Origin of the sequence: Salinivibrio sp. ML198, from assembly GCF_001996015.1 — a bacterium.
In the GTDB taxonomy this organism is placed as follows: domain Bacteria; phylum Pseudomonadota; class Gammaproteobacteria; order Enterobacterales; family Vibrionaceae; genus Salinivibrio; species Salinivibrio siamensis.
This window is the reverse complement of sequence record NZ_MUEZ01000017.1, coordinates 1-20,600: the sequence shown is the minus strand read 5'-3', so window position 1 is coordinate 20,600 and position 20,600 is coordinate 1. Positions and strand designations below refer to the sequence as shown.

The window sequence follows — 20,600 nt, the reverse complement described above, 5'->3', positions numbered from 1 at the left end:
TTAGTTCCTTGTCATACGTCGTGCGAGAGCTCGCTGCCACGCCATAGGCAATAGCGCGAGAAACTTGAGAATAAAGGTAAATTTTCGCGGAAAATGTATTTCCGTTTTTCCTTTTGCCAATCCTTGTTGAATCGCCGCCGATGCTTGCTCCACCGTGATGCGCATTGGCATCGCAAAGTCATTTTGGTCTGTCAGTGGTGTCTTTACAAACCCTGGCGAAATAAGTGACACCGTCACTCCTTGTTGCGCCAGATCTGCCGATAAGGTGTTGGCTATGTAGCTAATCGCCGCCTTCGATCCGCCGTATGCCTCCGCACGTGGCAGCGGCATGTAACTGGCCGACGAGCCGACAATGGCAAGATGCGTACTGTGGGTGAACCGACTCTGTAGCGCTTCAATACAGTGGAGGACGCCGAAGACATTGATCTCAAAAACGCGTTTAAACAGCGCCACATCGACTTTGCCATGGTCGATATATTCACACGTCCCAGCATTTAGAATAATTAAATCGGGAAAGACGCTTAGGTTACTCAGCGCTTGATGCGTTTGTTCGCCATCCGTGGCATCAAACGCCAATGCATCTAATGATGCGTGATCGCGAGCCATGGTGTTGAGCTTGTCTTGGTTTCGCCCACAGGCCGTCACCTGCCAACCTTGGCGTGCATAGTCTCTTGCCAATTGCTCACCAATTCCCGACGTGGCGCCGGTGATCAATACGTGTTTCATTGTCCTAGCCTCGTTTTGATATGTTTGAGCAGGCGACCTATCACAGGTAGCGCCTCGTACAGCATTTCACCTAAGTCGAAGTAATCACGATGGCGAATGATTTTGCCGTCATAAAAACGTAAGTGAGAGCAGCCCTGAACTTGTCGCGTTTTCCCCCCATCCAACTTGGGATGCGATAACATCATGGTCCAGGTCACAAAGGCATCGTCTCCATCTACCGCGGTCGTGTGTATATGAAATTGACAATCGGTCACGTTTTCGTACAGCAGCGAAAAATACTGGATAAACGCTTCTAAGCCGGTTATCTCATGCGCTGGGTCGACAAACACAATCTTGGGGTGATAAATCGTCGCCAGTGATGACAAGTTATCTTTATTAAGCGCTTGATAGGTCGTCACAAATTGCGACACACCGACATGGGTTGGGGAGCGAGTCATGGTGTTTGCTCCTGAGGCTGATTCTTCGCCGCTTCAAAAATAGCCAGCGCCTTTTTGCGCTGAGTGGCGTGATCCACCACCGGACGCGGATAATCTAGCGTCTGGGCGTAGTGATCTGCCCATTGCCAAGGCTGGTGAATATGCTTGCCCGGCACCTGTTTAAGCGCCGGTAGCCAGCGACGAATAAAGCGCCCATCACTATCAAACCGCTCTCCCTGTGTGGTCGGATTAAAGATCCGAAAGTAAGGTTGAGCATCGGTCCCTACCGACGCAGACCATTGCCAGCCCCCGTTGTTAGAGGCAAAATCGCCATCAATCAGCTTGGACATGAAGTAATCTTCTCCCCAGCGCCAATCGATAAGTAGATCTTTGGTCAAAAAGCTGGCCACAATCATTCTCAACCGGTTATGCATCCAGCCCGTTTGATTAAGCTGGTGCATGGCCGCATCAACAATGGGAAAGCCCGTTTTGCCCGCCTTCCACGCCTCAAACAATGTAAGGTCGTTATCCCATACCACTGACTCGCCCCAAGCTAAAAAGCTATACTTTTTGCTGATTGCCGGATTTTGTGCACTCACTTCCTGATAGAAATCACGCCAAATAAGTTCCGAAAGCCAGGTAGCTGCCCCTGTATCGGGCTCACGCCAATCGGCATGCTCTTGTTGTAAACGTGCCAAGCATTGACGTGGGGATAACGCGCCAATGGCCAAATAAGGAGAAAGTTGACTGGTGGCATCAACAGCGGGAAAGTCACGCTGTCTCTTATAATCAGCCACTTGCTCGCGGCAGTAACGACGCATGTGCGCGAGGATCCCTTTCTCATCGGACGCCCAGTCCGCGACATCCTCCGTCGGATAATCAAAGTGAATCGGTTTAAGCTGTGAAAAGATCGCGTCGACGGCCGAATTTGTCTCGCGTTTGGGTGGCTTTTGACGCGGTGAGGCATCCATGCCGTCTAAGGCACGTAAGCAGGCCTTTTTAAAGGGAGTAAACACCTTATACGGTTCACCTTTTCCCGATTTTATGGTGTCCGGTGCAAACAAATTGCGGTCATCATAGGCATACCATGCGATGCCTTTGTCCGCTAACGCCACGCGCGCCTGTTCATCACGCTTGCTTTCATTGAGCTCGTACTCCTTGTTGGCAAATACCGCTGCTGCACCAATGCGGTGGGCATAGTCAGCCACTTTTTCCGCCGATTGAGAAAAATCAGCCGCACGTTCAACCACCAACGGAATGTTTTGCGCGCGAAGCTCTTCACGTAACGCCTCTAGCCGTGCTTTGATAAGGCCCGCTTGTTTGGGGGCAAGATGGTGCGATGCCCACTGTTCCGGTGTCTCAATAAATATCCCGACCACGGGAACGGACGCTTCGCTGGCTGCGCTCAAAGCACGGTTATCCAGCCCACGTAAATCGCGCCGAAACCAGACTAGATGCATAACGTTTTGTTCTCCTTAAGTTCTTCGAGCTCGTCACCGTGTACGGAGCAGATAAAAGCTTGGCTCACAACGTCAATGTCATTTTGAGCAAGACAAAGGCGTACTTGATTGATTTGGGCGCGATCGAGACGACGATTAGCCATTAAGGCCAATGTTGTCACCCCCTGCTCGCGCATCACCTCAACCACCAAATTCAATTGCTGATGCGGACTGGATAATATTGTGACACTGTAACCCTTCTCGTTGAGTGCCATCGCCATAAGCACGCGTTGGTATTCGCTGGTTACCGTTAATGAGACAAGCCAGCATCGAGACTGGGCATGTCGTTTGGCATTCGCCGCCAGCGCCGTTCTGCATCGGTCAATCACGGCGCTTTGCCACAGGTCGCGCTGCAATACACGAACCGCTTCATCCTCGTCACCTAACCATTGGTCGACCGGTGTAAAGGCATGTTCAACTAACCAATAAAAGGGGTACTCTTTTAAAATCATATCCAGGGCTTTCCCAAGCCGTTTGACTGAGAATGTATGAATACAGTCAATCAGCTCTTGTGCCACGCTGTCGTCTTCCGCCTCGGCCGACGTGGGACTGTGAGCAAGCAGAGGTTTGACCTTGCTGATCGGTACGCCTTTATCTAACCATTGAAGAATATGAGCGATAGTCTCTACATCTTCTTGGCGATAAAGCCGATGCCCCTTAGCCGTTCGCTCAGGCGCAAGCAATCCATAACGTCGCTGCCAAGCACGCAATGTCACGGGGTTAACCCCTGTTTGATCCGCTACCTGACTGATAGTTAGAGTGTGAGGCGTCTTATAGGCCATAGCGAAGCCTCAGCGCATCAGGATAAGGCTTGAGATAAGCTTGGTTAGCTAAGTACGCATCAGGGTGATTATGAAGATGATGCGAAATCAACGTCAGCGGTGCCAATAAGGGCATCGTGCCCTGACGATACGCATGGATAAGATTCGCTAACTCAGCTTTCTGGCGTTTATCGAGGTTGTTTTTAAAATAGCCTTGCAGGTGCATTAACACGTTGGTGTGTTTTTTACGCGTCGCACGAATGGCAATGGCTTGCATAAACGCGGTGCGGTACTGTTCGAAAAAACGATCAAGGTCATAATGGCCGATGTTGGCCATAAATCGCCCCAGTTCACGGTATTTTTCGGGCGAATGCGCCATCAGTACCAACTTATAGCGCGAGTGGAAATCAACGAGGGCTTTCTTGGTCACCCCTTGCTCGACACTCTTGTAAAGATCATCAAGCGCAAAAAGGCGAAAAACAAAGTTCTCTTTGAGAATAGGATCGTTAAGCCGGCCGTCTTCTTCAACAGGCAACCAAGGCATGCGCGCCATCAGTGCCTGCGTGTAAAGCCCTACCCCGGAAATATCTGAGGCGTAACCATTCTCGCGGTAGACTTTCACCCGCTCCATGCCACAGGTCGGTGACTTGGCACAGACAATGTAGCCACGCAGTGCTTTGTGAGCGAGCTCTTCCGCTTTCTGTTCACTGAACGCTGTCATTTTCTCGGTGTAGTCTTTTTGCTGATCTTTGGTTTCTACCAACCTCACTGATAGGTCGCCTTTGTCGACTAACCGAATAGCGGGGCGCGGCACGGGGAGTCCAATCCCGACTTCAGGGCACACTGGCACGAAGTCGACATACGGTGCCAACTCTTTGGTGACAAATGGGCTACGCTTATGACCACTGTCAAATCGTACTTTTTCGCCAATAACACAGGCGCTAACACCTACAGGGAATGACATGTCTCACCTCTACACTGACCGCGCAGCATCGGCTACGGAGTTGTACATTTATAATATGTTGTACAACTAAGAGTAGAAGATAGATCAAAATTGTACAAAAAAAATTATTTGTACAAGTAAGTGCCCTGTCGCATCCACGTCAGTTACTGGGTTAACGCCGAGATTTTGTTGGCAGCAAGCGGCCGATCACTGTCTCAGTATTGATACGCGCAATCCCCCATTCTTAGCACTACACTGGAACTATCTGGTTGTCACCATAAGCCTTACGCGCAGGCCCTATGCCTTTATCAACATTCAATGATCACAACGAGGATCCACTCACACTTGCCAGGCGGTCGGCACAGCCTCGTGGCCGTGCGATCATTTTCATCGCACTCGTCTGTTTTGGTGTGCTCGTCGCGACGTTTTTGTTGTATCAGGCTGCCCAGTCACAACAAGCGCAACGCACAGAAAAGCTTCTCAATGTGGAAGTTCAAGCCTTGTCCAGCGCCGTCGAACGCAGCATTAATACCCAACTCACACGGCTTAGTTCATTAGCCAGTAACATCGAGTTGGATGTGCCCTCGACCTTCTCGACATGGCAAGCTTTGGTGCAACAAACCCAACAAGACAGTGCCTATATTTCATCATTGTTTTGGGCGGACAGTCGAAAGGAAATAAGTTGGCAAACACACGCAGATACCAGCCATAATAAACCGCGTTTTTCGTTTGACGTAGTGGGCGAGCCAGAGGGCCAGCTTGAAACGGATCAGCCCGATCTCACCCGTTGGCGAATTGCTTACCCGATTTACAGTCATAGCCGCGCCGCGCCAAGTTACTATCTTGGCGCAGTCGTTAATCTTGACGCGCTTGTTGGCGAGGTTGCGTCCGACTATCTCAATAAACATCAACACCTCACCATGACCCGCTGGACAAACGACACCGTGTTGATTGGTGACACCATCTCGCCGTTTGCCGCGGTTGGGTCGGCACCTTTAACCTTAGCAGGCACGCAACCCGCTATGCAGCTCGCGCTTTGGCAAGAGCCAGGCGCCAGTCAATTTATCTCATTACCCATTCTGATTTATATCGCCGGCATGCTTGTGGCTCTTTTATTGGGCGTCGCGTTGTATTTAGCTGAGGTGAATTTGATGTCTCGCCGGGCGGCGCAGACCACGATTGACTATTTAAAAAATGAAATTGAGCAACGCAAAGACGTCGAGCAGCAGCTACATTTTATCGCGAATCACGACGCCTTGACGTACCTGCCCAACCGTCATGCCCTCACTCGCTATATTCAGCAGCGTGTACATGAATCTAACGCGCACCCCCACGATCTGGCGTTAATCTGTGTGGACATTGATAATTTGAAAGAGATTAATGATTTGTACGGGCAAGCGGTGCATGACCAGCTTTTAGTTGAATTGGCACAACGTCTACAACGCGTGAGGCAAACCGATGACTATATTGCCAAAATCAGCGACGACCAATTCGCGATTGTCGGCAGCGAGCTTTCACCGCTAAAAGCGGAGATTTACGCGAAACAGATCCGAAAAGCCATTGAGCAGCCCTTCTTCCACGACGCAGAGGAGATTATTGTGACCTGTGCCGTCGGCATTAGTTATCGCTACGATGCCTCCATGCCCGCTCAGGAACTGTTGCGTCACGCAGACACCGCGGCGCATCGCGCTCGTCAACTCTCTCATCACAGAGTCGTGGTGTTTCAAATGGCAATGCGAGACCACCTGCATCAGAAAAAGGATACCGAGTACGCCATCCGCAAAGCGATTCAAGGTAACGAGTTGAGCTTACATTTTCAGCCGCAAATCGATCTAAAAGATCACAGCATTGCGGGGATTGAAGCCCTGGTACGCTGGCAAGATACAGAGGGCGCGGTGATTTCGCCTGATACCATCGTCCGCACCGCAGAAGACACAGGGCTTATGCGGCAGTTAGGCACTTGGGTGGTCAATGAGGCATTAGAGACCTATGCAACCTTGCTGGCGCAGCACTGTGCCCCCCCATTTATCGCGATAAATATCTCTGGGCATGAATTCCAAGACAGCTTCCTTGCTGATACCATTCTACGCGCCATTGAACGCCATCAAGTCCCGCCCGAACGTGTGCAAATTGAACTGACAGAACAAGTTTTCATTGAGAACCTTAGCCAAAACCAACATACCTTACACACACTCGCGGCAGCAGGTGTTTCTTTGGCGATTGACGATTTTGGCACCGGATACTCATCTCTAGCCTATCTTAAGCATTTCCCGGTGGACACCGTCAAAATCGATCGCAGTTTTGTCGCCGATCTGCCTCACTGCAAAGACGACATCGTGATTTGCCAAGCCGTCATTAACATGGCGCAATTGCTGAAATTAAAAGTGGTCGCAGAAGGTGTGGAACGTGAAGATCAACGTGACTTTTTGTTTGACCTGGGGTGCCGCTATGCGCAGGGGCACCTTTATTACCCCTCAATGAATATCCATCAGTTGACTGCGCTCCTCACGCAATCACAACCCATCACTCGTTTATTTAATTAATCAACACCATTGTCACGCACACAACAAAAGCGTGCACATAGCGCTTCCTTACGCTGCTTCGGCCATTGCTTTATTTGCCATTCGCGCTGCATCGCCGTTCGCTTTTCCATCGGTTGCGATTGCCACGCCAGTGACAGCGGTCCTTTCCCTCGTAGCGCACGTGCACCTTTACCTTGGCGATGTTGTATCAACCGGCGGCTAACATCCGTTGTTACGCCACAGTAAAGCTGCCCTTGGCGCGTTCGAATCAAATAAACAAACCAAGGCGTATCCATAGGTGTTATCGCTCCAAAACAGCCTCTAACATCTGACGTAATTCCGCCACTTCTTGCTCCAACGCACTCACTCGCGTCACCAAAGAGGCATCGGTGGTCGGTTCTGGTTCCGCTTGCGGTGCTGAGTTCGTCGGCATATTAACGCCGTCAGTAAATAGGTGTTGATAGCGCGACTCGCGCTTCCCAGCCTCACGCGGCAATTTTTTTACCCAGTTTGACGTAATCATGTCAGCCAATGTGCGCTCGACATCTTCGACACGATTAAAGGCATAGAGGCGCTGTGTACGGGTTCTCAACTCCCCGGGCGTCTGAGCGCCTCGCAATAACATGACACAAAGGATCGCTTTCTGTGGCTCACTGAGGGTTAGGTCGCCAAATTGTGTATTACAGAAACGATGTTGATACTTGGCAACACGCCCACCGCTTCCCTCTTGCGGGCTAACCAGACGCATCTCAATCAAGGTCTCTACGATATCTAATACCTCTGAATCGGCCATCTCATAGACAGGATCACGGTTGCTTTTTTGATTCACGGCGGTGGTCAGCGCATTGAGTGTGAGCGGGTAATGATCCGGGGTGGTGACTTCTTTCTCAAGTAAACAACCGATGACACGTTGCTGATACGGTGAGAGTGTCCTTGACATAGCGATGATCCCATTTAGTCGATTTCATCGAGTTATATCAACTGAATGTCGTGCAAGCAATCACTGCGCCGATAACCGCGCAATAATCCACCCAAGGCGACGATCACCAATACTGGTAGCAGGATCACATCTTACGCATCGGGTTGTACACCAGAGCGCCACCATCTGTGCACAGCTAATGATATACTTGACCAAAATGATGTATGTGGAGTGCACGACATGGGTCTGTTTAGTTCAAAGTCTACCCCGAATCATGGCTTATCGATCGTCGCCAGAAACTGTAAAGTGGTCGGTGATATTGATCTTGAGGGTGATATTCAAATTGATGGATTTGGGGAAGGCAATATAACCCAGGCTAACGCCGTTGTTATCTCAGCATCTGGCCACTTTCGCGGTACCATCAACGCTAAGCATATCACCATCAATGGCTTGGTAGAGGGGCAATGTGATGCAGACGCTATCGATATTCTCTCGCAGGGAAAGATGAAAGGCGTGCTAAACACCGAGCAACTGACCATTGAAAAAGGTGGGCTTCTTGCTGGTGAGAACCGTGCCACTCTATCAACAGACACAGTGGTACCCTTAGCGGAACAAGCAAGATCAGACGATAAAGCAAGCAAAGACAAAAAAGCTCATCCACCCTCCTCGAAACAGTCGTAAGGAAGCCTGTGAATGTCCGACTCTAATCAATCCCCGGTCAGCTTTGATAGTTTTTCTCCTGAGCTACAATGCGTGATTCGTTATGAACAAGCCCCTGAAGCTATGTACACGATGATCGCCTCGGTACATGATGCGTCCAGTGCCAGTGTCAAAGAAGCGTGGGAAAAACTGCCTGCCAGTGCGCAAAACATTCTCGACAACTATGATCAATTTCACGCACTCGTCGCCATAAGTCAAAGCTATGCGGGTATCGATGCGCTGAGCGAGCTCGAAAAGGTTGACTTAAGTGATATGTCTGATGAAGGGCGCGACAACTACAAAGCGCAAATTCTTGATGATGTGCTCAGCTCTTGTGTCAAAGATTTATCGAAGCAACTGAAACAAGCACGTTTAAAGCCTGGATTAAAACGCGAGTTTCAAGCTATTTTCCAAAAATAAGAAAGGCCAGTGCCATGCACTGACCCCTGTGATTCGCCCCCACCGGTTGGGGGCTTCTTGTGACTAAACAGACGCAATTAAGCGGATTCACTGAGCGGCGTCGTCTTTTCACGACGTGCACGCACAGAGGCGGCCAATTGATGGAGCACTCTCTCCGTATCTTCCCAACCAATACAACCATCCGTAATGCTTTGACCATAGGTAAGCGACTGACCGTCCGTTAAATCTTGGCGACCTTCGACGAGATGACTTTCGATCATCACACCAAAGATGGCTTTGTTGCCTGCTGCAATTTGCCCCGCCACATCTTCGCTGACGTCTTTCTGCTTTTGATATTGTTTGCTGCTATTGGCATGGCTCAAATCAATCATCAATTTTTGTCGTAACCCAGCATCAGCCAGCGCCCCACAGATCTGATCGACATCACCCGCGTAATAATTAGGCGTTTTGCCTCCACGTAGAATCAGATGACAATCCTCATTACCTGCGGTTGCGACGATCGCAGAGTGTCCATACTTGGTCACTGATAAAAACTGGTGCGGTGAACTCGCTGAGCGAATGGCATCCGTGGCAATTTTGATATTCCCATCTGTGCCATTTTTAAATCCAACAGGACACGATAGCCCAGAGGCAAGTTCGCGATGCACCTGAGACTCTGTAGTCCGTGCCCCAATCGCGCCCCAACTAATTAAATCGGCCATATACTGTGGCGTGATCATGTCAAGAAATTCACCCGCCGCAGGCAAACCAGAATCCGCAATATCTAGCAGTAAGTTACGCCCTAGTCGCAGCCCATCATTAATTTTGAAACTGTTGTCTAAATACGGGTCATTAATTAGGCCTTTCCAACCAACCGTCGTGCGCGGCTTTTCAAAATAAACCCGCATCACCACTTCCAAGTCGGCACTTAATGTCTCACGCAGCTGTTTAAGTTTTTTGGCGTAGTCGCGCGCAGCATTAGGGTCGTGAATAGAACAAGGCCCTACAACGACAACCAAACGATCGTCTTGGTCGTTTAAGATCTTATGGATCGCCTGACGTGCATTAAATACGGTGTGTTCCGCCGCTTCGGTCGCTGGAAATTTTTCTAGTACAGCGATAGGTGGAAGGAGTTCTTTTATTTGGTCAATTCTAACGTCATCGGTTGGGTGTACACTCATGGGCTAATCCTGTGTTTGCGTGTCGCTGACTCACGTAGCTGATTGCCACGTTTTCGTTATTCGACTCCTACGCTAACCTGCCACATTCTTTTGTGCAAATATTTTTTTACGCAATAGCAAAAGCCTAAATCAAACAAAACATTGACACATCAATCCTCGTGAATTATTGACGCAATGTGCGCTGTGGTTTAAATATGGGCGCAAGATCGGCTAAGTTATTGCACTGACTACGTTGAAGCTATTACACTGATGTTAAATGCAAATGGAGTAAATGCTGTGATCACACGCCTCAGTAAAGCGGCACTATTGGCCATGACCCTGTCCGTACCCGCTGCACATGCGACCAATTTTGATTACAACCATATTCAGGTCAACGTCCTTGCAAATCCTAGTGGGATTGGCGGGTTGGGACGTTTTGCATTTACGGAAGGCGCACACTTCGTCGCTAAAGGGGATACGCAATTCGAAGGTGACTGGTATACCTCGGGCGGTGTTGGCTTTCATGCCCCAATTAACCAGTTTGTCGATGTGTATGGCGAGCTGGAAGGTGCATGGTTTCGGCGGCCAGACGACGACAAGCACGATACCGGTGATTTTGCCACTGTGATTGGTGCCGGATTGCGCGGCTGGGTAGCCCCACCGATTGAGGCCAATTTGTATGTCGGTTCTATCATTTTTGATCAAGACGACACCACCAGCTTAGTGGAAATTGGCGGGCGCTTTCACTCCACTGAAACCTTGTCGTTAGGCGCAACGTGGCGTGCCAATGGCTTGGAACAAAATCGCTTGATTTTTTCTGTCAGATACCTGTATTAATAGCAAACGGTAACCATCTCACTCCCTTGTGTTACCGTCCAGTGTGACCTCTCTCACTGGTTATCTTGTCAATCTAAACTAAGTTTAAGGTATGGACGTAATCGCTGTTACAAGGCGGGCGTCTTAGTGCGTGGTGCAACTCCCACAGCGATGCTCGTTGTGATTGTGCGTGGGAACTGTCGGAGGGTATAACGATGGTGATGACTCAACGTATTGATGAATTTGAAAGAAAAATCCAAGAGGCCTATCAAGAAGGCAACATTGAAACCGCTCATCGCTTGGAAGAGCAAGTAACGATGTTACGGCGACGTCAACTCAAGCCTGCTGCTGACTTCCAAGCCGCCAGCCAAGTAGAAGACTTTCATGAAGTGTCAGACGGCGACTATTACGACAACTGACGCCGAGCATCGAAACACGTAAGCATAAAAAAGCCTTCTCCATGGAGAAGGCTTTTCATTTTTGCTGAATAAAACGAGTGTGTATAAAAGGGCTCAATCAGCAGATTATTGTGCAGCACGTTCACGGCGAACAATCCACGCCGCAGCAGTGATAAAAGCAACGACCAGTGCAGTTTCCACAGCAATTTTCCCAGTTTAAAAATGATAGACAGAGTGATACGCGTTTCCAGCAGCTCAAGTTGTTCAAAGGATGAGCGCTTTCCAACAGATGGACGTAGTTTACGGATAAATCACTGTAAAATCAGCCTTAGAATCGATCTCACGCAAAGAAAAGTGAGTTTTTTGGCCAACTAGACAGTTGAACGCATAAAGTTTCATCACTTAACACCTTGTGGTGCGACAAAGCGCAGCTTTCACTGTTAGCGATACATCACATTTAACCAATGACGCCTTTAGCTAGGGAAGTTGCCACGATATTGAGGCAAAGACAGAGATAAATCGTGGAGAGAGGTTTGATACTCGGCCTATGTCTTAAAAGTAACAGTAAAGTGGCAGAGCAATCGTTATATTGCGTAGTCGAGAGGCTCCGCTACACCATTTGGCATAGCGGAAGCGTCAGTGTTTAATGGTCAGCGCCAACACGCTCAGCCATTACAGCTCGATTAAGACTCGGGTTTGGACTTCTTTTTTACCAAAGGCGCATCACCAACCGGCACATTGGTATAAAAGCTTCTATCTCGCTTTTTTGGCGCCTTTTTCTTGTTCTTAACGGGTGCTTTTTTGGGTTTAGCTGATCTTGAAGGTTTTGCTTTTTCAGCTTTTTTCTCTTTAAAGCCTTTGAACTTTCCTTCAAAGCCTTCAATCTTAGTAAAGTCGAGTTTTTGCTGTAAAAAACCTTCGATATTTTTAAAACTACGCCAATCTTTAGGCCCTACCAGTGAGTAAGCCAATCCTTGCTGCCCAGCACGACCGGTACGCCCTACTCGATGAATGTATTCTTCCGCATGCTTTGGCATATCAAAGTTGATCACCAAAGACACATTCATTAAATCCAAACCTCGCGATGCCACGTCCGTGGTCACCAAAACCTCATGAAATCCACGCTCAAACTCGTTCATGATCCGGCTGCGTGTGGCTTGGTTCAATTCACCACTGAGTGCAATCGCTTGGTAGCCAGCCTGAGAAAAACGTTCAGCTAAACGCTCTGTGTCAGCGCGTGTCGCGGTAAAAATCATGACTTGCTTATGCGCATTAGCTTTTACCAGTTCCTCAAGCAGCGCATGTTTATGGTCGAGGTGATCACTCAGCACAAAATGTTGCTCAATATCGCTATGTAGCGCTTCAATTTCCCCTACGGCAATACGTTTAGGAGACTTGAGCATCCCCGCGGCGATGTCTGTCACTTGCTGATGATCCAAAGTGGCAGAAAACATCAGTGTCTGCCTTAAACGGTGATCCGCATGTTGGTTAACTGCGTCGAGCTGCGCTTTAAAGCCCAGGTCAAGCATACGATCCGCTTCGTCCAAAATCAGCATTTCCAATCCCGACAAAGACAAGTGGCGTTGTTCAAGATGATCAGCTAATCGACCTGGCGTCGCGACCACAAAGGTTGGCGACTGGCGAAACACCTTCGCTTGCTCGTTAAAATTCTCGCCACCGAGTACCAAGGCCGGTTTGTGGCTGGTGCCGCTGGTCAACATACGCAGCTGACCATACACCTGTTTTGCTAGCTCACGGGTCGGCGCCAAGATCAAGACACGCGGATCGCGACGACTGAGGGGCTTAGAACGCAACACACGCTGCATAGCTGGCAACAAAAACGCCAGCGTTTTCCCCGATCCTGTTTTTGAAGAGGCCAGTAAGTCTTTGCCTGCCATTACAACGGGGATGGCTTGACGTTGAATGTCTGTTGGCTGTTCAAATCCACGGTGGGCAATAAGCGATAGTAAGCGTCTATCGAGTACCAGATCGTCAAATTGCAAGGTATCACTCCAAAGGTCAATCAAAAGCAAAAGGCGTGCACACGCCAATTAAGGCGGCGAATGCTATCATACTTTAGCAAAAAACACCGCACCAAAAATATTGATTACGCCACGAATGGAGAGCCACGCTAACATGAATGACACACTACGCTACCAGTGGAAAAAGCTCAGCTTGGTGGAAACCCATACACAGACACCTGATGGTCTGCACCACGTACACCACGTCATACGCCACCCTGGTGCCGCCGTGATATTACCTCTGTCAGAAGATGGCAATATACTGCTGCTCAAACAATTTCGTCCTGCCATCAATCAATGGATTATCGAAGCGCCTGCGGGCACACTGGAAGCGAAGGAGCCACCGCTAGAAGCCGCCAAAAGAGAGTTAGAAGAAGAGGCCGGTTATGTGGCGACTCGCTGGCATTTTCTCGGCATCGCTCACCCTGTGCCCGGGTTTTGCGATGAAGTGCAGTATTTTTATATTGCCCAAGCGCTCACTCCCACCCAAACGCAATTAGATGACGATGAGTTTATTGCGCCTTATTGGGTGAGCCCTTCCCAGTTACAGGCGCTCGTTGCAAATGGACAAATCACAGACACCAAAACCTGCGCCATTATTCTCCGTGCCCTATTTAATGGGTTGATCCCGACAATGGGCGTCTAACCTCTGAAAAATAAAGTACTAGGCCACAACTTTGTTAACAAGATGTTGACGACAAATTGAACACCAAGGTAGCGTAACAGGTACGACCAGATAACAAGGAGTGTCTATGTTCTCGTCTCCGTTAGCACGCGCTAATCAACATTTGTCGTTGTTTGGCTTTTTAAAAGTACCCATGATCGGTTGGTGTCGGCCCAAGATCCTCTCCATCGACGATAAGCATGTCACGATGCGAATCCCGCTGGGGCGACGTACCAAAAACCACCTCAACAGTATGTATTTCGGCGCGTTGGCAGTTGGCGCTGATGTCGCAGGTGGCTTTCTTGCCATGGCCATGGCCGAGCAACGCGGGGTTAAAATTAGCTTAGCGTTTAAATCCGTCAACGCTGATTTTCATAAACGACCAGAGGATGACGTGGTGTTTACGTGTCTTGATGGAGACAAGATTAACCAGATGATCAGTGAATCAATCGAAACGGGTCATCGCGTGAATCAGCCTGTCACCATTGTGGCCACATGCCCAAGCTTACACGGGGATGAGCCAATGGCGACCTTTGAATTGACGCTATCGGTTAAAAAAATCGGCGAATAATCCCCCATCACCGCACTTGTCTCTTTTTATTGTTTGTCACGCCTTCAGCCAGTCTGTCTCGTCAATAGACTGGCTTGGTTATCACTACACTATAATCAACCAGTTACATAATGCCTAGCATCATTGTGACTTTGGTTCTGAATTCTCCGTTATATTATTGACTTTACACAACGCCGATAAAATCGCGAGATTGCGGTTAAATTCACCGAGTTATCAACCGTTTTTGTGGATGAAATTCAAGTTATACACAGGCGCTTTTGTCTTAAGGTTGAAACAAAAAAGCACCGTCAAAACGGTGCTTAAGGTGGGATTATTCAGGGTGATAGCGAATTTGGTAGAAGATACGATATAGCACAGGCACCACAATCAACGTCAGCACGGTGGCAAACCCGAGCCCAAACATAATCGTCACCGCCATCGGCCGGAAGAAAACATCCGGCAATAAAGGAAGCATCCCTAAAATAGTGGTAATGGCCGTCATGCACACTGGGCGTACCCGGCTCACCGCCGCATCGACGACGGCTTGATAGCGCTGCTTACCACTGGCCACTTCGATATTGATCTGATCGATCAATACAATACCGTTTTTGAGCAGCATCCCACTCAAGCTTAAAAAGCCCAAGAGCGCCATAAAACCAAACGGGGTATCCAACAACAGCAATCCTGTGGTGACCCCAACCACCGCCAAGGGAACCGTCAGCCAAATGATCAATGACTCTTTCACGGAATTAAACAGCAATATCGTGACCAAGAACATAAACAAATAACCAAGCGGCATAATGCTAAATAAGCCCTCTTTCGCCTCTTTGGAAGACTCGTACTCCCCGCCCCACTCGATGCTGTAACCTTCAGGCAGAGGAATTGACTCAATATCAGTGCGCACGCGGCTTAGTAAGGTCGCCGCGGTGGTTTCCCGTAACGGATCGGGGTCGGCCAACACGGTGAGCATTCTTTTGCGGTTTTTGCGCATGATAATCGGATCTTCCCAACGCATGTCGTAATCGAGAATGACTTGCTGCAAAGGAATGTAGTCTTTCAATACCGGGCTCCATATTTTCATCCCTTCTAGGGTATTGATATTCACGCGCTCCTCATCGGGCAATCGAGCAACAATCGGCATAAGGTTGGTCCCATCTCGATAAACACCAATCCGTTTGCCGCTGAATGTCATTGTCAGTAACTCGTCGACATCTTTTTTGGTGATGCCATAGCGCCGTGCCTGACTTTCATTAAACGCCGGTTCAAGGACTTTGGTGCGATTACGCCAATCATGGCGGATATTTACCGCATCAGGATCCTGATGCAATCGCGCTTCTACTTGTTTAGCAATCGCGCGTAACTTGGTGGGATCTGAACCAAAAATACGCGCCTCAATTTTCGAGCCGGTAGCAGGGCCTAAGGAAATAGGCTTCAGTTTAAGCTGCGCATCTGGGTACTGGCTACGAACATGCTCTCGCACCATGCCCATAGTGGGTTTAACATGATCGTATTGATCAACGCGGACGATCAGCTCGCCATAAGCGGCGTATGTTTTCTCCGGTGAATAGGTCAACATAAAACGTTGCGAACCTTGTCCGGCACTGGTAGAGACATAGTTGACGCCTTGTTGTTTACTCAGCCAGCTCGACACCTCATCCAGTGTACTTTGTGTGGCACGAATATCGGTGCCCTCTGGCAACCAAACGTCGACCATAAACATGGGCGTGGTGGAGTCAGGGAAAAACGACTGCTTGAGGTGACCAAAGCCATAAATACTGGCCCCCAGTGCCACTACCATCACCAACAAGGTGATATAGGCGTGATGCATGCAGGCGGTAAGAAAACGTTTATACACCACAAACAGAATCCCGTTGTAGGGATCACTGCCCTCATCCCCTTCTTCAAGCGGTGTTTCTTTGAAGAACACGCTGGCAAAGAAAGGCGTTAACGTGATAGCGGTAAACCAACTTAACAGTAAGGAGATTAATAACACTGTAAATAAGGTGCCGCAGTATTCGCCCGTTGCATCCTCTGACAAGCCAATCGGGGCAAAAGCCGTTACCGCGATCACCGTCGCTCCAAGCAAAGGCCACTTGGTTTGCGTCACTATGTCGTGAGCCGCCTGTAGACGGGTTCGTCCTCGCTTTAAGCCCACTAGTATCCCTTCGACGACCACGATGGCATTATCCACCAACATCCCTAGGGCAATGACTAACGCCCCGAGAGAGACGCGTTGCAGATTAATCTCGAAGTAGTACATGAATACAAACGTACCCAGTACCGTCAGCAATAACACCAAACCAATGAGTAGTCCTGAGCGCAGGCCCATAAAGAAGAGCAGCACGATAATCACAATCGCCACCGCTTGGCCTAAACTGGAGACAAATCCGCTGACTGAGCTATCGACCTCATTGGGTTGGTTATAGACATGATGGACATTGATTCCCACGGGCTGATCACTGTTCAACGCCGCGAGACGCTGATCCACATTGTCGCCGACTTCTACCACATTCACACCATCAGCAAACGATATTCCTACCTGTAGCGCTTGTTTGCCGTTGTACGAAATGATCTGCCGCGGTACCTCTTGATATCCACGTTTTACCTCGGCAACGTCACGTAAGTAAATCAGCCCCTGTGACCCAGCTTCGGTCAGGATCAAGTTGCCCAACTCATCCACGGAGGAAAACTCCCCGGTTGGGTGAATGCGAATGTATTCATCACCCACACGCAATGCCCCTGCGTTGCTCACGAGGTTTTGCGTCGCCAATAAATTAAACAAGGTGTCCGGTGAGATCCCTAAGCTACTTAACCGTTGAATCGAGACCTCAATGAAGACTTGCTCTTGCTGCGTGCCACTGACTTGTACCTTGCCTACGCCATCAACAAGCTCAAGCTCGCGGCGCAAAAAGTCAACATAGTCTTTCAGTTCGCTGTAGCCGTAGCCTTCGCCAGTGACGGCTAGCATGATCCCAAACACATCACCAAAATCATCTTTCACCTGTGGCGGATTGACACCGGGAGGGAGCGACCCACGCGCATCATGGACTTTTCGTCGCAACTCATCCCAAATTTGTGGCAAATCATCGGCGCGGTATTTGGGTTTCATTTTGACCGTGATTTGGGACAAGCCACGACTGGAGATCGAACGCACTTCATCCACATAGGTCAGCTGCTGAACCGCTTTCTCCAGCGGATAAGTGACTTCTTCTTCCACCTGTTGGGGGGTGGCACCTGGATAGCTGGTCACCACCATCGCATCTTTGATGGTGAAAGCAGGGTCTTCCAACCGCCCTAACCCCAAAAATGCAAGGGTGCCACCAATCAGGAAAATCAACGTGATCATCCAGCTAATCACTTTATTTTGAATAAAATATCCCGCTACACCCTGCTTCATGATGCATTTTCCTCTTTCGATGCCAGCGTCACTTTTTGCCCCTCAGACAGGTGATTGGTTCCTCCCACCACGATACGATCTCCTTTAGACACACCCTGGGTTATTTCTAGCCGCTGACCATGAATGCGCCCCATCGTTACCCGCTGTTTCGCCACGGTTTGTGTGGTGCTGTCGTAAATCCATACATAACTGTGGTCTCGATCCAGTGGATCCCCGTCTTGGTTAAACACCGCTTCGATGGGCACGGAAAGTCCGGTGCGTGTCAGTTGTAACCCTTCCCTCGCAATACTGACCTGTACGGGCATGCCATCTAAAATAAACTGCTCCTTTGGCATGGGCATGGTTAGCGTCACCACAAAAGCACCACTGCTCGGATCCGGCTCTGCCGTGTATTCATCAATCGTGGCTGGGTAAGACTGCCCTTGCTGAGTTAAGACTTTCGGTTGTAGCCGATCTTGCACTTCTTCTGCACTCGCGCCCGTATTTTGGGTGAATAACACATCCGGCACTTGCACACGAATATCAGCACGCGAGGCGTCATGAATGTTCATGATCCCTTGTCCTGGCGCTATGGTTTCAAATGGCTCAACATTGAGCTTAGATATCACCCCGTCAGCTGGCGCTCTGAGCGCAACATAAGATAAACGAAGCTTAGCCAGTGCCAATTCCGCTTGCGCTATTTCGCGCTGCGCTTTTAACTCATCAAATTGCGACTGGGCAAGCATGCCTTTCTCTACCAAGGGGGCTGAGCGCCGATACTGCGCATCGGCCACGTCAAAACGTGCACTGGCATTCTCTACCGCTAAGCGGTAATCCGTAGGCTCCAAACGTGCCAATACCTGTCCCTGCGTCACGCGATCGCCCGCTTTGACATTAATGGCTTGGATCTCACCTGGCACGCGAAAAGCAAGTGTCGCTTTATCAGCCGCTGCTGCCACCGCGGGAAAAGAGATTCGTTCATTCAGTTGCTGTTGGCTCACCGTAAATGTGGTTACCACAGGCAAAGGCGCCGGTTGAGCATCGGTTGCGGGCTCGCATCCAAACAGCGCATTAACTGCGAGCAGACCGAACATGGCTTTTATCGCTCTCATAGTCCTCTCTCCTTCACCCATGCTTTCACACGGTCACCTTCTTTAAGCGCACTGACGCCAGTTGCGACAATGACATCGCCATTTTCAAGGCCTGAAACAACCTTTCCTTCACGCAAGGTTACTGGGGTCAACTTAACGGTTCCTTGTCGACTGACACGCCACACGGCTTTCTCACCGTTTGCGTCGAGCAAAGCAGAGTCCGGTATTTGCGTTTGTGACTCGGTAGGAATGGTGGCATGCACTTTTGCTGCCATGCCTGGCAATACATTGATGGCATCAGGCCGATTTAAACTCACCGTGACATGGTAAGAGGCGGTTTTAGGATCCGCCTCTGTGTCGATTTCTTTAAACTGTGCAGGAAACTGTCGCGATGGATGAGTATCAAATGACACCTTCGGCACGAGTGTGTCAACATGCTGAGCAAAATAGTGAAAGTAGCGCTCTGGTAATTGGAAACTGACATTAATAATATCTTTAGATTGAATGTGTAACACTGGCGCTTGCGCTTGAGCGAATTCATTACGCTCTTTCATTCGGAGTGAGACAGTTCCCGCATACGGCGCTTTTAGTTGCGTATAATTCACATTAGTCTGCGCTTGCTCTAGGCCAGCCGCCGCTTCACTGAGTGCCGAGCGGGCTTCATCAAACCTTTGTTCGGAAATCACTTTATCGTTATGCAGGCGTTCGGCACGATTAAATTGTACCTGAGCAAGCTGATATTGCGCACGCGCCTTATCTAATTGCAGCTGATACTGCTGGCTGTCTAACGCCGCCAGCACTTGCCCTTTCGCGACATCCATACCTGCTTTGATCGGCATTGACTCAATCACCCCTGACACTCGGAATGAGAGCAAAGCTTTATCATCCGCTTCAGCTTGAGCTGGAAATTGGCGGGCAAGCCCATCTTCATTGGTGACTACGGTCAGTAACTTGGCGGGTCGAGGCGGTGTTTCAGACGGTGCTGACACCTGGGGTTCACCACAGCCAGCGAGGGCGAGAGCGAGGCAACCGCTCAATACAAAACGCTTTATCATCAGCTTTTCCTTACAATAAAACCCAGGATCCGACAGCGTTTGCCAGGCCCTAGGTCTTTGATGGGTCATTGTTTTTATCTTATTCCGCGCTAACCGCTATGCTAACCAGTGCCGAATAATGTATCAAGATGTTTCAGATAGATGCTCTGCCTGTTGAATCACGCGTGTTGTCTGATCCTCTATCGGCTGGAGGTAGGGGTGTAGCGCCTCCAACTCATCATGCGGTGATTTCTCCAACTCAAGACATGTTTGTGATAGCTCTTTGGCTCCAATCATTGCCGCTGCCCCCTTCATTTTGTGGGCAAGCTTTTTGATCTTGCCGATATCTTGCTCTGCAAACGCGGCCTTCAACGCCTCTAAATCATTCGTTTGGTTTTTTACATACTTATCAAGCAGCATTTTTACCAAGTCCATGCTATCACCGATCTGGTCTTTGACATGCTGGATATCAATTGGGGGTGAGGTATCGCTCATTGTGCTCCCTCCGGATGACTGCTCTGGTTCTGGTTCTGGTTCTGGTTCTGGTTCTGGTTCTGGTTCTGGTTCTGGTTCTGGTTCTGGTTCTGGTTCTGGTTCTGGTTCTGG

General features: G+C 49.4%; 20 protein-coding genes. 7 read left to right on the top strand and 13 right to left on the bottom strand.

Annotated features, from left to right (window positions below):
* The 5 genes from BZG25_RS12280 to BZG25_RS12260 are packed head-to-tail and all read right to left on the bottom strand — an operon-like array spanning position 1 to position 4,366.
* Positions 1 to 726: an SDR family NAD(P)-dependent oxidoreductase gene (locus BZG25_RS12280; RefSeq protein ID WP_077579126.1), complete on the bottom strand. Its 726-nt coding sequence runs from the start codon at positions 724 to 726 to the stop codon at positions 1 to 3.
* The gene (locus BZG25_RS12275) at positions 723 to 1,163 is read right to left on the bottom strand and encodes a nuclear transport factor 2 family protein (protein ID WP_074214723.1); all 441 of its coding nucleotides are present in this window, start codon (positions 1,161 to 1,163) and stop codon (positions 723 to 725) included. Before BZG25_RS12275 ends, BZG25_RS12280 begins: the two co-directional genes overlap by 4 nt.
* Positions 1,160 to 2,602, bottom strand: a complete 1,443-nt coding sequence (gene phrB / locus BZG25_RS12270; RefSeq protein WP_077579125.1) for a deoxyribodipyrimidine photo-lyase — start codon at positions 2,600 to 2,602, stop codon at positions 1,160 to 1,162. The genes BZG25_RS12275 and phrB overlap by 4 nt, the downstream gene beginning before the upstream one ends.
* Positions 2,593 to 3,423: a MerR family transcriptional regulator gene (locus BZG25_RS12265; RefSeq protein WP_077579124.1), complete on the bottom strand. Its 831-nt coding sequence runs from the start codon at positions 3,421 to 3,423 to the stop codon at positions 2,593 to 2,595. Before BZG25_RS12265 ends, phrB begins: the two co-directional genes overlap by 10 nt.
* Positions 3,413 to 4,366, bottom strand: a complete 954-nt coding sequence (locus BZG25_RS12260; protein ID WP_077579123.1) for a DUF523 and DUF1722 domain-containing protein — start codon at positions 4,364 to 4,366, stop codon at positions 3,413 to 3,415. Before BZG25_RS12260 ends, BZG25_RS12265 begins: the two co-directional genes overlap by 11 nt.
* 278 nt (positions 4,367 to 4,644) lie before the next feature.
* On the opposite strand from BZG25_RS12260, the gene BZG25_RS12255 reads away from it, so the two are divergent.
* Positions 4,645 to 6,888, top strand: coding sequence for a bifunctional diguanylate cyclase/phosphodiesterase (locus tag BZG25_RS12255; protein ID WP_077579122.1), 2,244 nt, complete (start codon positions 4,645 to 4,647; stop codon positions 6,886 to 6,888).
* Here the strand turns inward: BZG25_RS12255 and BZG25_RS12250 are convergent.
* Positions 6,885 to 7,163 (bottom strand): GIY-YIG nuclease family protein, encoded by a 279-nt coding sequence (locus BZG25_RS12250; protein WP_077579121.1) that lies wholly within the window; start codon positions 7,161 to 7,163, stop codon positions 6,885 to 6,887. The genes BZG25_RS12255 and BZG25_RS12250 overlap by 4 nt on opposite strands.
* A gap of 5 nt (positions 7,164 to 7,168) precedes the next feature.
* Positions 7,169 to 7,807, bottom strand: a complete 639-nt coding sequence (locus tag BZG25_RS12245; protein ID WP_077579120.1) for a YceH family protein — start codon at positions 7,805 to 7,807, stop codon at positions 7,169 to 7,171.
* Positions 7,808 to 8,026: 219 nt separating this feature from the next.
* Between BZG25_RS12245 and BZG25_RS12240 the strand changes: the two genes are divergently transcribed.
* Together BZG25_RS12240 and BZG25_RS12235 are read left to right on the top strand one after the other, a co-directional pair.
* The gene (locus tag BZG25_RS12240) at positions 8,027 to 8,467 is read left to right on the top strand and encodes a polymer-forming cytoskeletal protein (RefSeq protein WP_046075823.1); all 441 of its coding nucleotides are present in this window, start codon (positions 8,027 to 8,029) and stop codon (positions 8,465 to 8,467) included.
* 12 nt (positions 8,468 to 8,479) lie between these two features.
* Positions 8,480 to 8,905: a DUF3069 domain-containing protein gene (locus tag BZG25_RS12235; RefSeq protein WP_046075822.1), complete on the top strand. Its 426-nt coding sequence runs from the start codon at positions 8,480 to 8,482 to the stop codon at positions 8,903 to 8,905.
* A 77-nt stretch (positions 8,906 to 8,982) separates the two neighbouring features.
* On the opposite strand, the gene aroG is transcribed toward BZG25_RS12235, so the two are convergent.
* Positions 8,983 to 10,065: a 3-deoxy-7-phosphoheptulonate synthase AroG gene (gene aroG / locus BZG25_RS12230; protein ID WP_077639142.1), complete on the bottom strand. Its 1,083-nt coding sequence runs from the start codon at positions 10,063 to 10,065 to the stop codon at positions 8,983 to 8,985.
* A 276-nt stretch (positions 10,066 to 10,341) separates the two neighbouring features.
* Here aroG and BZG25_RS12225 point away from each other — a divergent pair, with 276 nt between their 5' ends.
* Both BZG25_RS12225 and BZG25_RS12220 read left to right on the top strand, forming a co-directional pair.
* Positions 10,342 to 10,881, top strand: a complete 540-nt coding sequence (locus BZG25_RS12225) for a hypothetical protein (RefSeq protein WP_231637467.1) — start codon at positions 10,342 to 10,344, stop codon at positions 10,879 to 10,881.
* A gap of 200 nt (positions 10,882 to 11,081) precedes the next feature.
* Positions 11,082 to 11,279 (top strand): hypothetical protein, encoded by a 198-nt coding sequence (locus tag BZG25_RS12220; protein WP_131825352.1) that lies wholly within the window; start codon positions 11,082 to 11,084, stop codon positions 11,277 to 11,279.
* 662 nt (positions 11,280 to 11,941) lie between these two features.
* Here BZG25_RS12220 and BZG25_RS12215 read toward each other — a convergent pair.
* Positions 11,942 to 13,261, bottom strand: a complete 1,320-nt coding sequence (locus BZG25_RS12215; RefSeq protein WP_077639172.1) for a DEAD/DEAH box helicase — start codon at positions 13,259 to 13,261, stop codon at positions 11,942 to 11,944.
* A 133-nt stretch (positions 13,262 to 13,394) separates the two neighbouring features.
* Here BZG25_RS12215 and BZG25_RS12210 point away from each other — a divergent pair, with 133 nt between their 5' ends.
* Positions 13,395 to 13,925, top strand: a complete 531-nt coding sequence (locus BZG25_RS12210; RefSeq protein ID WP_158010037.1) for an NUDIX hydrolase — start codon at positions 13,395 to 13,397, stop codon at positions 13,923 to 13,925.
* Between the two features lie 106 nt (positions 13,926 to 14,031).
* Positions 14,032 to 14,514 carry a PaaI family thioesterase gene (locus BZG25_RS12205; RefSeq protein WP_046075817.1) on the top strand — a complete coding sequence of 161 codons (483 nt, stop codon included), beginning with the start codon at positions 14,032 to 14,034 and terminating at the stop codon, positions 14,512 to 14,514.
* A 310-nt stretch (positions 14,515 to 14,824) separates the two neighbouring features.
* Here BZG25_RS12205 and BZG25_RS12200 read toward each other — a convergent pair whose 3' ends face one another.
* The 4 genes from BZG25_RS12200 to BZG25_RS16075 form a co-directional block, all read right to left on the bottom strand.
* Positions 14,825 to 17,890 (bottom strand): efflux RND transporter permease subunit, encoded by a 3,066-nt coding sequence (locus tag BZG25_RS12200; protein WP_077579116.1) that lies wholly within the window; start codon positions 17,888 to 17,890, stop codon positions 14,825 to 14,827.
* Positions 17,887 to 18,981 (bottom strand): efflux RND transporter periplasmic adaptor subunit, encoded by a 1,095-nt coding sequence (locus BZG25_RS12195; protein WP_046075815.1) that lies wholly within the window; start codon positions 18,979 to 18,981, stop codon positions 17,887 to 17,889. Before BZG25_RS12195 ends, BZG25_RS12200 begins: the two co-directional genes overlap by 4 nt.
* Positions 18,978 to 20,015 (bottom strand): efflux RND transporter periplasmic adaptor subunit, encoded by a 1,038-nt coding sequence (locus BZG25_RS12190; RefSeq protein ID WP_108743421.1) that lies wholly within the window; start codon positions 20,013 to 20,015, stop codon positions 18,978 to 18,980. The genes BZG25_RS12195 and BZG25_RS12190 overlap by 4 nt, the downstream gene beginning before the upstream one ends.
* A 123-nt stretch (positions 20,016 to 20,138) precedes the next feature.
* A partial coding sequence (locus BZG25_RS16075) for an Hpt domain-containing protein (protein WP_198535226.1) occupies positions 20,139 to 20,600 on the bottom strand: 462 nt, incomplete at its 5' end.

Bases quoted from the DNA above. Each gene is read 5' to 3' on its own strand.
- BZG25_RS12280 (WP_077579126.1), bottom strand. From the start codon at position 726: ATGAAACACGTATTGATCACCGGCGCCACGTCGGGAATTGGTGAGCAA.
- BZG25_RS12275 (WP_074214723.1), bottom strand. From the start codon at position 1,163: ATGACTCGCTCCCCAACCCATGTCGGTGTGTCGCAATTTGTGACGACC.
- phrB (WP_077579125.1), bottom strand. From the start codon at position 2,602: ATGCATCTAGTCTGGTTTCGGCGCGATTTACGTGGGCTGGATAACCGT.
- BZG25_RS12265 (WP_077579124.1), bottom strand. From the start codon at position 3,423: ATGGCCTATAAGACGCCTCACACTCTAACTATCAGTCAGGTAGCGGAT.
- BZG25_RS12260 (WP_077579123.1), bottom strand. From the start codon at position 4,366: ATGTCATTCCCTGTAGGTGTTAGCGCCTGTGTTATTGGCGAAAAAGTA.
- BZG25_RS12255 (WP_077579122.1), top strand. From the start codon at position 4,645: ATGCCTTTATCAACATTCAATGATCACAACGAGGATCCACTCACACTT.
- BZG25_RS12250 (WP_077579121.1), bottom strand. From the start codon at position 7,163: ATGGATACGCCTTGGTTTGTTTATTTGATTCGAACGCGCCAAGGGCAG.
- BZG25_RS12245 (WP_077579120.1), bottom strand. From the start codon at position 7,807: ATGTCAAGGACACTCTCACCGTATCAGCAACGTGTCATCGGTTGTTTA.
- BZG25_RS12240 (WP_046075823.1), top strand. From the start codon at position 8,027: ATGGGTCTGTTTAGTTCAAAGTCTACCCCGAATCATGGCTTATCGATC.
- BZG25_RS12235 (WP_046075822.1), top strand. From the start codon at position 8,480: ATGTCCGACTCTAATCAATCCCCGGTCAGCTTTGATAGTTTTTCTCCT.
- aroG (WP_077639142.1), bottom strand. From the start codon at position 10,065: ATGAGTGTACACCCAACCGATGACGTTAGAATTGACCAAATAAAAGAA.
- BZG25_RS12220 (WP_131825352.1), top strand. From the start codon at position 11,082: ATGACTCAACGTATTGATGAATTTGAAAGAAAAATCCAAGAGGCCTAT.
- BZG25_RS12210 (WP_158010037.1), top strand. From the start codon at position 13,395: ATGAATGACACACTACGCTACCAGTGGAAAAAGCTCAGCTTGGTGGAA.
- BZG25_RS12205 (WP_046075817.1), top strand. From the start codon at position 14,032: ATGTTCTCGTCTCCGTTAGCACGCGCTAATCAACATTTGTCGTTGTTT.
- BZG25_RS12200 (WP_077579116.1), bottom strand. From the start codon at position 17,890: ATGAAGCAGGGTGTAGCGGGATATTTTATTCAAAATAAAGTGATTAGC.
- BZG25_RS12195 (WP_046075815.1), bottom strand. From the start codon at position 18,981: ATGAGAGCGATAAAAGCCATGTTCGGTCTGCTCGCAGTTAATGCGCTG.
- BZG25_RS12190 (WP_108743421.1), bottom strand. From the start codon at position 20,015: ATGATAAAGCGTTTTGTATTGAGCGGTTGCCTCGCTCTCGCCCTCGCT.